Annotated in this window: 11 protein-coding genes; all 11 read left to right on the top strand. The window is 56.9% G+C overall.

Going from position 1 to position 11,518, the window contains the following annotated elements; translation table 11 throughout:
• Window positions 1-109: 109 nt before the first annotated feature.
• The 11 genes from rpsB to lpxD all read left to right on the top strand — a co-directional run bounded on the left by rpsB (window position 110) and on the right by lpxD (window position 11,512).
• Window positions 110-859 (top strand): 30S ribosomal protein S2, encoded by a 750-nt coding sequence (gene rpsB, locus E5Q11_RS05845; protein WP_135802491.1) that lies wholly within the window; start codon window positions 110-112, stop codon window positions 857-859.
• A 39-nt stretch (window positions 860-898) separates the two neighbouring features.
• Window positions 899-1,768 carry a translation elongation factor Ts gene (gene tsf, locus E5Q11_RS05840; protein ID WP_135802490.1) on the top strand — a complete coding sequence of 290 codons (870 nt, stop codon included), beginning with the start codon at window positions 899-901 and terminating at the stop codon, window positions 1,766-1,768.
• 192 nt (window positions 1,769-1,960) lie between these two features.
• Entirely contained in the window at window positions 1,961-2,689 is a 729-nt protein-coding gene (gene pyrH, locus E5Q11_RS05835) for a UMP kinase (protein WP_135802489.1), read from the top strand.
• A gap of 47 nt (window positions 2,690-2,736) precedes the next feature.
• Window positions 2,737-3,294, top strand: a complete 558-nt coding sequence (gene frr, locus E5Q11_RS05830) for a ribosome recycling factor (protein ID WP_135802488.1) — start codon at window positions 2,737-2,739, stop codon at window positions 3,292-3,294.
• A 42-nt stretch (window positions 3,295-3,336) separates the two neighbouring features.
• A complete protein-coding gene (uppS, locus tag E5Q11_RS05825) occupies window positions 3,337-4,107 on the top strand; it encodes a polyprenyl diphosphate synthase (RefSeq protein WP_135802487.1) in 771 nt (256 codons plus the stop codon).
• Window positions 4,108-4,129: 22 nt separating this feature from the next.
• Window positions 4,130-4,969, top strand: coding sequence for a phosphatidate cytidylyltransferase (locus E5Q11_RS05820; RefSeq protein ID WP_135803346.1), 840 nt, complete (start codon window positions 4,130-4,132; stop codon window positions 4,967-4,969).
• 4 nt (window positions 4,970-4,973) lie between these two features.
• Window positions 4,974-6,179: a 1-deoxy-D-xylulose-5-phosphate reductoisomerase gene (ispC, locus tag E5Q11_RS05815; protein WP_135802486.1), complete on the top strand. Its 1,206-nt coding sequence runs from the start codon at window positions 4,974-4,976 to the stop codon at window positions 6,177-6,179.
• Complete coding sequence (rseP, locus tag E5Q11_RS05810) at window positions 6,166-7,515, top strand: RIP metalloprotease RseP (RefSeq protein WP_135802485.1); 1,350 nt, start codon at window positions 6,166-6,168, stop codon at window positions 7,513-7,515. Before ispC ends, rseP begins: the two co-directional genes overlap by 14 nt.
• 43 nt (window positions 7,516-7,558) lie before the next feature.
• Window positions 7,559-9,877: an outer membrane protein assembly factor BamA gene (bamA, locus tag E5Q11_RS05805; RefSeq protein WP_135802484.1), complete on the top strand. Its 2,319-nt coding sequence runs from the start codon at window positions 7,559-7,561 to the stop codon at window positions 9,875-9,877.
• Between the two features lie 57 nt (window positions 9,878-9,934).
• On the top strand, window positions 9,935-10,432 hold the full coding sequence (locus E5Q11_RS05800; RefSeq protein ID WP_135802483.1) for an OmpH/Skp family outer membrane protein: 498 nt from the start codon (window positions 9,935-9,937) through the stop codon (window positions 10,430-10,432).
• Window positions 10,433-10,486: 54 nt separating this feature from the next.
• The gene (gene lpxD / locus E5Q11_RS05795) at window positions 10,487-11,512 is read left to right on the top strand and encodes a UDP-3-O-(3-hydroxymyristoyl)glucosamine N-acyltransferase (protein WP_135802482.1); all 1,026 of its coding nucleotides are present in this window, start codon (window positions 10,487-10,489) and stop codon (window positions 11,510-11,512) included.
• Window positions 11,513-11,518 lie beyond the last annotated feature (6 nt).

Raw genomic sequence — 11,518 nt, 5'->3', positions numbered from 1 at the left:
CACGTTGTCCCAGGGTGCCTGCTTCTGTTGCTCTCCAGAGTTTAAACGAAGCCTGGTTGGGTCAATCGGACGCGTGGAGGACTAACCCGAAGCTAAAAAGGTAACTATCATGGCTCAGGTAAATATGCGTGACCTGCTAAAGGCAGGCGCTCACTTCGGTCACCAGACACGCTACTGGAACCCGAAAATGTCGAAGTTCATCTTCGGCGCCCGTAACAAGATTCATATCATCAACCTTGAACAGACTGTTCCTGCGATGAACGATGCACTGAACTTTGTGCATAATCTCGCCAGCAGCAAGAACAAGATCCTGTTCGTCGGCACCAAGCGCGCCGCCGCCAAGATCATCAAGGAAGAAGCTATTCGTTCGAACCAGCCTTATGTGAACCATCGCTGGCTTGGCGGCATGCTGACCAACTACAAGACCATCCGTCAGTCGATCCGTCGCTACCGTGATCTGGAAGTGCAGAGTCAGGACGGCACCTTTGACAAGCTGACCAAGAAAGAAGCCCTGGACCGCACCCGTGAAATGGACCGCCTTGAGCGATCCATCGGCGGTATCAAGGATATGGGCGGCCTGCCTGACGCAATGTTCGTTATCGACGTTGATCACGAGCGGATCGCCATCAAGGAAGCCAACAAGCTTGGTATTCCGGTTATTGGCGTTGTTGATACCAACAGCGACCCGGACGGCGTCGATTACGTGATTCCCGGTAACGACGACGCTATTCGCGCTATCCAGATTTACGTTAAGGCGATTGCTGACACCTGTCTTGAAGCTTCACAGACAGCCGGCGGCGCTGACGAGTTTGTTGAAGTCAGCGAAGACGCGGAAGGTGCTGCCCCGGCAGCTGAGTAATCGACCTATTCGAATGTGTAACAGTTAAGAGGAATGAACATGGCTGCAATTACTGCTGCAATGGTCAAAGAACTGCGTGAGCGTACCGGCCTTGGCATGATGGAGTGCAAGAAAGCACTGGTTGAAGCTGAAGGAAGTGTTGACGCGGCAATTGAAGAGCTGCGCAAGTCATCCGGCCTGAAGGCAGCCAAGAAAGCAGGCCGTACGGCTGCGGAAGGCGTTTCACTGATTCGTGTGTCTGACGACAACACCGTCGCCTACATTCTGGAAGTGAACTCCGAAACCGACTTCGTCGCCCGTGACGACAACTTCATGAACTTTGCCAACGAACTGCTTGATGTTGCTTTCAGCAAAGGCGTGACGGATGTTGAAAGCCTGATGGCCGGCGAACTGGAAGGCAAGCGTGAAGCGCTGGTTCAGAAGATCGGTGAGAACATCACCGTTCGTCGTATCATCCGCGTAGAAGGCCCTGTGGTTGGCGGATATGTTCACAGCAACAACAAGATTGCTTCCGTTGTCGCGTTGAGCGCCGGCGATGCGGAAACCGCCCGTGACGTTGCCATGCACGTTGCTGCGGTTAACCCGCGCGTAGGCAAGCCAGAAGACATGCCTGCTGAAGAGCTTGAAAAAGAAAAGAATGTGATCAAGGCCCAGCCGGACATGGAAGGCAAGCCCGCCGAAATCGTCGAGAAGATGATGGGTGGTCGCATCAAGAAGTTCCTGGCTGAGAACAGCCTGGTTGAGCAGCCGTTCGTCAAGAACCCTGAGCAGACCGTAGGTCAGCTCATCAAGGGTCAGGGCGGCGATCTGGTCAGCTTTGTGCGTCTGGAAGTCGGCGAAGGTATCGAGAGGGAAGCAGTGGACTTCGCTGCCGAGGTTGCTGCGGCAGCCGGCACCAGCAAGGCCTGATCCTTTCGAGCGGGCGTCCGGGCCCTGTCCCGGGTGCCAATAAAGTCTGCCACGTCAGTTGGAGCATTCCGGCTTTCGTGGCGGGCTTGTATCTGAGATACCCCTTTTGCGAGGAGTATGTCAGATACAAGCCTGAAATGTCCGGCCTGCCGGGCTTATAAAAGCCAGACTTAAAAGAAAGAGGGGATCGCCATGCCGAAGTCGTCCAACACCCAGCCCAGATACAAGCGAGTGCTGCTGAAGCTCAGCGGTGAAGCCCTGATGGGGGACCACGATTTCGGTATCGACCCGAAAGTGCTCGATCGCATGGCGCTGGATATTGGTTCACTGATCGGTATTGGTGTACAGGTTGGCCTGGTGGTCGGCGGCGGAAACCTGTTCCGTGGCGCCGCCCTGAATGCGGCCGGAATGGACCGGGTAACCGGCGACCATATGGGCATGCTGGCCACCGTGATGAACGGTCTGGCGATGCGCGACGCACTCGAGCGTTCGAATATTCGCACCCGCGTTATGTCTGCTATTCCCATGAGTGGTATTGTTGAGCACTACGATCGCCGCCGTGCGGTACGCGATCTGAAAGATGGCGATGTGGTGATTTTCTGTGCGGGCACTGGCAACCCGTTCTTTACCACGGATTCAGCAGCCTGCCTGCGGGGCATCGAAATTGAAGCGGACGCGGTGCTCAAGGCCACCAAGGTAGACGGCGTATATTCAGCCGACCCTTACAAGGATCCGACGGCGGTGAAGTACGAGCGCCTGACCTACGATGAAGTGCTGGACAAGAAACTGGGCGTGATGGATCTGACGGCCATTTGTCTGGCCCGGGACCACAGCATGCCATTGCGGGTTTTCGACATGAACCGGCCGGGCGCTCTGACCCGGATCGTAACCGGCGAGACCGAAGGCACGCTGATTGAATAGTACCCGGGAATGGGTAATTTCTGACCAATGAATTTGAGGATACTGAAGTGATTGACGACATCAAATCCGAAGCAGAAAAGAAAATGAAAAAGAGCCTTGAGTCTCTGAATTCGGCTTTTAACAAGATTCGTACCGGCCGCGCCCATCCTTCCATTCTGGATAGCGTGCTCGTGGACTACTACGGCCAGGATACTCCGTTGAAGCAGGTGGCCAGCGTGAACGTGGAAGACAACCGCACACTGGCCGTTGCCCCCTGGGAAAAGCCGCTGCTGCCGAAAATCGAGAAAGCCATCATGATGGCGGACCTGGGCCTGAACCCGTCCAACAACGGTGAGGTGATCCGCATCCCGATGCCGATGCTGACCGAGGAAACCCGCAAGGAAATGGTCAAGCAGGCCAAGGCTGATGCCGAGCATGGCCGGGTTTCGGTTCGCAATGCACGCCGGGATGCCAACAGCATGCTGAAAGAGCTGCTGAAAGAAAAAGAAATCAATGAAGACGAAGAACGCAACGGCGAGGAAGCGATCCAGAAGCTGACGGACCGCTACATTGCCGAAGTCGAAAAGCTGCTGAAGGCCAAGGAAGAGGACCTGATGGCTGTTTGATCAGCCCTCTTTACAAGTCAATAATCCAGCGCAGGGGATTGCATGACCGCAAGCGTTTCCGCAGAGATTCCGTTATCGGCAGGAAGCCAGCCCAGACATGTGGCCATCATCATGGACGGCAACAACCGATGGGCGAAATCTCACAAGCTGGCGGGTGTGTCCGGCCATAAAGCCGGCGTCAAAGCAGTCAGGTCGGTGGTTGAGACCTGTGCCCGTCAGGGGGTAGAGGTGCTGACGCTGTTCGCCTTTTCCAGTGAGAACTGGCGGCGGCCGGAAGACGAAGTGACTGCCCTGATGCGGCTGTTCCTGTTTGCGTTGGAGCGTGAAGTCAAGAAACTTCATCGCAACAACATCCGCCTGAAAATAATCGGTGACCGGACGGCATTCAGCGACAACCTTCAGTCGCACATGTTCAAGGCCGAAGAGCTGACCCGGCATAATACCCAGATGACCCTGGTGATTGCCGCCAACTATGGCGGCCACTGGGACATCACCCAGGCCAGCCAGGCGGTCGCCCGAAAGGTCCAGGCCGGAGAGCTGGAACCCTCTGATATCACTGACGATCTGATCCAGCAGCACTTGTCTATCGGTGATCTTCCCATGCCCGACCTGATGATCCGCACCGCTGGGGAACAGCGCATCAGTAACTTCATGCTCTGGCACCTTGCCTATACCGAGCTGTATTTTTCGCCGGTGTTCTGGCCGGATTTCCAGGAGTCTGAAATGGAGCTGGCGTTAAAGGCCTACGCTGGTCGCAAACGGCGTTTCGGGCAGACGGATGATCAAATTGCTGCCCCGGCCTCCGAACAATAACGACAACAAAGCGATCAAGACTGTGCTTAAAACTCGAATCATCACTGCGCTGATCCTGGCGCCCATTGTCATTGGCGGTATTTTCTTTCTGCCGCCGCTGGGCTTTGCCCTGTTTACCGGCGTGATTATTACCATCGGTGCCTGGGAGTGGGCGAACATGGCTGGTGTTACCCAGCCACTGGGGCGCATTGGTTTTGCCCTGGCAACGGCGGCGATTCTGTTTGGCATGCTGGAAGTGCCGGCAACCGTTGTACTCTGGGCGGCGCTACTGTGGTGGGTTGTGTGTTTTCTGCTGATTCGCGGTTACCCGGCTGGTTCAGGCCGCTGGGGCAGTTGCACTGCAAGGGCCATCATGGGTCTGTTTGTTCTGGTGCCGGCGTGGGTGGGCCTGAATCATCTCCGAACCGGGGGGTTCCAGTTTGGTGACAGCGCGAACAACCTGCTACTGATCCTGTACGTATTCTGTATTGTCTGGGTAGCGGATATTGGCGCCTACTTCGCCGGCCGGGCCTTTGGCAAGGCCAAGCTGGCGCCACGGGTCAGCCCGGGCAAATCCTGGGCGGGCGTCTGGGGCGGGCTGGTTGCGGTGGCAGTGTTTGCGCTGTTGATCGGATTTCTTGCCCAGGCCAGCGCCGGGGACATTGTGCTACTCATTCTCGCGAGCCTGATTACGGGTGGCATCTCTGTGGTGGGTGATCTGATGGAAAGCATGCTGAAACGGTTCCGGGGCATAAAAGACAGCAGCCATCTTCTGCCGGGCCACGGTGGTATCATGGACCGAATTGACAGCCTGACCGCGGCGATACCGGTTTTCGCGCTGATTATCACCCAACTGGGATGGCTGACAGCCGGGCACTGGTAATTTCATGAAGCGTAGCGTCACTATTCTCGGAGCCACTGGCTCAATTGGCCTGAACACCCTCGATGTGATTCGTCGTCATCCCGACCGCTTTGGTGTTCATGCTCTTACTGCCAGCACCAGCGTGGACAGTATGGCGGGCCTTTGCCGGGAATTCAGGCCGCTCTATGCGGTAATGGCTGACCAGGCCAGCGCCGATGCGCTGTCAGACCAGCTCTCCGATCTGCCTGCCATTCAGGTTTTGTCTGGTGAAGAAGGTCTTTGCGGGGTCGCCAGCGACCCTGAAAGCGACACGGTCATGGCCGCGATTGTTGGCGCTGCCGGTCTGCTGCCAACCCTGGCGGCGGTTCGGGCGGGTAAACGGGTATTGCTGGCCAACAAGGAAGCGCTGGTCATGTCAGGGCAGCTGTTCATGGATGCCGTTGCCCAGGCGGGTGCTGAACTTTTGCCCATCGACAGTGAGCACAATGCCATCTTCCAGTGCATGCCCCCGGAGCGGATTCGCGACACCCGTGGCGCTGGCATTACCCGTATCCTGCTCACGGCCTCTGGCGGGCCTTTCAGAACCTTTTCTGCCGAATCGCTGCGCGATGTTCTGCCGGCTGAAGCCTGCTCGCACCCTAACTGGACCATGGGCCAGAAAATTTCGGTGGACTCTGCAACGCTGATGAACAAAGGACTGGAGTTGATCGAAGCCTGCTGGCTGTTCAATACCACCCCGGACGCCATCGAAGTGCACGTGCATCCTGAAAGCATCATTCACTCGATGGTGGAGTATGCCGATGGATCCGTTCTGGCGCAGCTGGGAAGCCCTGACATGCGCACGCCCATCGCTAATGGTCTGGCCTGGCCCGAGCGCATCGATGCAGGCGTCGCCCCGCTGGATCTGTTCCAGATTGGCTCTTTCCATTTTGAGCGACCGGATCTTGAACGGTTCCCCTGTCTGCGGCTGGCGGCCGAAGCTTTCCGTTCAGGCGGGACGGCGCCGGCGGTCCTGAATGCGGCCAATGAAGAAGCCGTTTCGGCCTTTCTGGATGGTAAGCTGTGCTTCGCGGATATCGCCGTTATCATTGAGCAGACCCTTGCAAGGGTTGCCACGGTAAACGCTGACAGCTTTGATACCATCTTTGAAAAAGACGCTGAAGCCCGCCGGGTCGCGCGGGAACGGATGTCGCTGATTAATCGGAATCGAGATCACTATGCAGATAGTTGAAACCGTCCTGGCCCTGCTGTTGACCCTCGGCATATTGGTGACACTGCACGAATACGGCCATTTCTGGGTTGCCCGCCGTTGCGGTGTAAAGGTACTGCGATTTTCCGTGGGTTTCGGTAAACCACTGTTTTCCTGGTATGACCGCCACGGCACCGAGTTTGCGGTCGCGGCGATTCCTCTCGGCGGTTACGTCAAGATGCTGGACGAGCGGGAAGGGCCCGTCCCGGAAGAGCTTAAAAACCAGTCGTTCAATGCCAAGTCGCCGTCGAAACGCATTGCTATTGCGTCGGCGGGGCCGATTGCCAATTTCCTATTTGCCATTTTCGCCTACTGGTTGCTCAGTGTGGTTGGCTTCACCACAGTGGCGCCCATTGTGGGTGACGTAGAGCAGGGCAGCGTTGCCCAGAGGGTGGGTCTGGAATCAGGCATGGAGATTCATTCCGTCGACGGGCATCAGGTGGCGTCATGGCGTGATATCAACATGCGAATACTCGAGCGCACCGGCGAGTACGGCTCCATTGCGTTCGGTGTGTCTGCCAGCGGTAACCGGGGGCAGGTTTCCGGCACCCTGGACGGCTGGGGCCTGAGCGACGACACGCCCAACCCTCTGGCGGAATTCGGGCTGTCTCCCTGGCGGCCCGATGTGCCGCCGGTTCTCGGTGAAATAGTCGCCGATGGCCGTGCGCAGGCCGCCGGCCTGAAGGTGGGTGACCGGGTGGAGGCTGTCAACGGCGAACCTGTGTCGAACTGGTTTACGCTGGTTGAGGCGATTCAGCAGGCGCCTGAAGAAACCATCACCCTGGGCATCGTCCGTGATGGTCAGGCTATGAACATTGAGGTAAGGCCGGCTGCCCGCGAGGGCGAAAACGGAACCGTCACCGGGTTTATTGGTGCGGGTGTCAAGGAAGTGACCTGGCCCGACGAGTTCCTACGCGATACCCGCTACGGGCCTTTCGCGGCCGTTCCCCAGGCGATTTCGGAAACCTGGGCCGATACCCGTCTGACCCTGGTTGCCATCAAGAAGATGGTGACAGGGCTGCTGTCGCCCACGAATCTCAGCGGCCCCATCACCATCGCCCGTATTGCCGAGGCCAGCGTCAGCTCCGGGTTTGAGGATTTTATCCGGTTCCTGGCCTATCTGAGCGTTAGCCTTGGCGTGCTCAACCTGCTGCCCGTTCCGGTTCTGGATGGTGGGCACATCGTTTATTACACCATCGAAGCCATTCGCAGAAAGCCGCTGTCTGAGCAGGCTCAGGCCTTCGGATTACGGATTGGAATGGCAATGATCCTCACTTTAATGGTGTTTGCACTTTACAATGACCTGATGCGGTTGTGAGAATTGCGGACCCTTTATGCGCATCAACAGGCGAATTGATTGAATGAGACCTTCTCTTCAGAGTTTAGCAGTCGGCCTATTGGCAGCCCTCATAACCGTAACACCGGCACTGGCAGAAGAATTCACCGTTTCGGATATCGAGGTGGAGGGTTTGCAGCGGGTATCTGCCGGTACTGTGTTTTCTGCGTTTCCTGTCTCCATCGGCGAGCGTGTTGATCAACTGCAACTAGCCGGTGCCATCAAGGACCTTTTTCGCACCGGCCTTTTTACCGATATTGAAGCCAGCCGCGATAACAGTGTGTTGATCCTGACCGTCACCGAACGCCCTTCCATCACCTCGATTGAGATCGAAGGCAACAAGAACATTGAAACCCCCATGTTGATGGATGCACTTTCGAGCGCAGGTCTCGAAGAAGGGCAGGTGTTCCGGCGGGCAACCCTGGAACGGCTTGAACTCGAAATCCTGCGGTCCTACATCGGCCAGGGCCGCTACAACGCCCGGGTGGAAGCCGAGGCAGAGACTCTGCCCCGGAACCGGGTCGCCATCAGCCTTGAGATCAATGAAGGCGAAGTGGCAGCGATCCAGCACCTCAATATTGTGGGCAACGAAGCATTTGACGATGACACGCTGCTGGACCTGTTCGAGTTGAAAACCACCAGCTTCTGGCATTCGCTCACCAGCGCTGACAAATACGCCCGTGAGCGCCTCAGCGGCGACCTGGAAACCCTTCGCTCCTATTACCTGGACCGTGGTTATATCGACTTCAATGTGGAATCCAGCCAGGTGTCCATTTCGCCGGATAAAAAGCAGGTCTTCATTGCAATTTCCCTTAATGAGGGACCTGAATATACGGTTTCTGAAGTGAACCTGCGGGGCGACCTGATTGTTGAGGAGTCAGAGCTACGCGAACTGATTTTCATTGATGAGGGAGACGTGTTCTCCCAGTCCCGGGTAACAGCAATTTCAGAGCTGCTGTCACGCCGCCTTGGTCGCGAGGGCTACGCCTTCGCCACTGTAAACGGCGTGCCGGAACCCGGAGATGACAACACCGCGTCGGTTACTTTCTTTGTCGAGCCGGGTAAGCGGGCTTACGTTCGCCGAATCAATTTCGAGGGCAATGTGTCCACCCGTGACGACGTTCTTCGCCAGGAAATGACCCAGATGGAATCTGCCGTTGCCTCCACAGACCGGATTGAGTATTCCAAAACCCAGCTCGAGCGGCTGGGCTTTTTCGAAACCGTTGACGTCGAAACCGTGCCTGTCCCCGGCACAGACGACCTGGTCGATGTGAACTATTCGGTGGTTGAGCAGGCAACCGGCAGCCTGTCTGCTTCAGTGGGCTTTTCTCAGGCGTCCGGTGTGATTCTCGGGGCCAATATTTCCGAGAACAACTTCTTCGGCAGCGGTAAGCGGGTGTCCATTGGTGTCAATGTCAGCGACTCGATCAAGAGCGCAAATTTCTCCTACCAGGACCCCTATTACACCGTGGATGGCGTCAGCCGTGGTTTCAGTGTGTTCGCCAGGGAAACCGACTTCGAGGAGCAGGATATTACCTCCTTCCTGCTGGATGAATACGGCGGCAGGGTTAATTTCGGTTACCCCACAGACAGCATTACCCGGCTAAACTTCGGCGCAGGCTATACCTTGTCGAAGGTCAAGGAGGGCGCATTTACCGCACAGGAAGTCCGGGACTTCATTCGGGAAGAAGGCAACAACTTCAATAATTATTTCCTGTTCGGTTCCTGGCGCAGAAGCACACTTAACCGCGGTATCCTGCCTACCGACGGATACAGTATTTCGGTGTCAGCAGACGTTGCCGTGCCCGGCAGTGATCTGACCTTCTACAAACTGAGCCAGAAAAATGATTTCTTCCAGCCGCTGAACGACAATAACACCTGGGTGGTGCGTGCCCGCTCGGAGATCGGCTACGGCGATGGCTATGATGGTCGCACCATCATGCCGTTCTACGAGCATTTCTTTGCCGGCGGATATGGATCGGTTCGTGGCTTTGAGGCCAACTCTCTGGGCCCTAGAGCCACCAACGCCCCGAACGATTTCTCAGATCCCGACCCGTTCGGTGGTAGCTTCCTGACCGAGGCCAGTCTGGAACTGATTTTCCCGACGCCCTTTGCCGGGGATAGCCGCTCCATGAGGTCCGCGTTCTTTGTGGATGCGGGGCAGGTATTTGATGCGGACCGGAAATTCTCGTGGACGCTGGATGACGTGCGGGCCTCCGCTGGTATCGGATTCCAGTGGATAACCGCGGTCGGCCCGCTGGCCTTCAGTGTTGCCCGGCCGTTGAACGATGTAAGTGGTGATGATACCCAGGTATTCCAGTTCTCACTGGGACAGACCTTTTAAAGGGGCTGGTTAAGAGTTCTGGCCAATACCGTCTAGTATGATTTCAGGAGAGTAGATATGTTGCGTTTACCCATAATGGCCACCCTGGTTGCCCTGCTGATGTCAACCCCGGTTGTTGCAGAGACCAGAATCGGCGTTGTTGACCTTCGTCAGGCGCTTTTCTCATCCAAGGAAGCCCAGGCGTTCAGTGCAAAACTGCAACAGGATTTTTCCGGCGAAGAAGCCAAAGTGCGGGAAACCCAGGAGGAAGCCAGGGCGCTGAAGGAGCGGCTGGAACAGGACGGCGCCATGATGAATGAATCAGAGCGCAACAGGCTGGCGGCGCAGTTCCAGGAGAAAGTGCAGCAGTTCAACGCGCTTAAACAGAGGCTCGATTCAACCGTCGCCAACCGCAAACAGAGCTTTCTGGAAGAGGCCCGTCCGGACGTGGATGCGGCGGTTCAGGAACTGGTCGACGAGCATGACCTGGATATGATCCTGCCAAGCGAAGCCGTGGTGTACGTCAAGCCGGACATGAATCTGACAGCACAGCTACTGGAAAAGCTGGACCGTTAATCTTCCGGGACCCGGTTCCAGGGTTCCGCTTGATCCATCTTCGGGGAGTAGGTGATGGTGAAGTCTTCCATGCGACTGGGCGATATTGCCGCTGAGCTTGGTGCGCAATTGCGCGGTGAACCAGACATCGAGATAACCGGCCTGGCAACGCTCCAAGCCGCCACTCCAGGACAGATCGCCTTTCTGGCGAACCCTTCCTATGCCCGTCACCTGGCTGACACCAGGGCTTCAGCTGTAATTATCTCGCCTTCGGTGGCAGACAAGTTCACCGGCGCTGCAGTGCTCATGGACAACCCCTATTTTGGTTACGCAACCCTGAGCCATCGGTTTGACCCCGCGCCGGTGGCGGCAGCCGGGATTCACCCCTCGGCGGTAGTATCTGCATCTGCCCGGATTCCGGACAGTGCCAGTATTGGCCCCCAGGCGGTGATCGAAGATGATGTCGTGATCGGTGAGGGCGTGGTTGTTGGCGCCGGCTCGGTGATCGGTGCCCGTTGCCAGTTGGGGGATTACTCTCTATTACGGCCGAGAGTGACCTTTGCTCACGATGTGGTGATCGGTAGACGTTGCCATATCCTTAGTGGTGCGGTGCTGGGGTCTGACGGCTTCGGCTTTGCCAATGAGAAAGGTGCCTGGCACCGAATTGCCCAGATTGGCCGGGTGATACTGGGAGATGACGTTGAGGTAGGCGCAAATACCACCATAGATCGGGGTGCGCTTGATGATACCGTGATCGGCAACGGCGTTAAGCTGGACAACCTTGTCCAGATTGCCCACAACGTCAATATCGGCGACCACTGTGCCATGGCTGGCATGGTAGGTATCGCCGGCAGCACGCGCATTGGCAGTCATTGCGTGTTCGGCGGTGCGTCGGTCGTATCCGGCCATCTGACCCTGACCGATCAGGTTCACCTGACCGGCATGACCATGGTGACCGGCGATATCACCGAGCCTGGCGTATACTCTTCAGGCACCGGGGCGGACACCAATCGGCAGTGGCGCAAGAATGCAGTCAGATTCCGGCAGCTCGATAGCCTGGCGCGGCGAATCAAAGAACTGGAAAAGAAACTGGAAGGCTGAGACCCA

The organism is Marinobacter confluentis, assembly GCF_004785685.1.
Lineage (GTDB): Bacteria > Pseudomonadota > Gammaproteobacteria > Pseudomonadales > Oleiphilaceae > Marinobacter > Marinobacter confluentis.
Note: the sequence above shows the minus strand (reverse complement) of the source record. Positions and strands in the feature narration are given on the sequence as shown.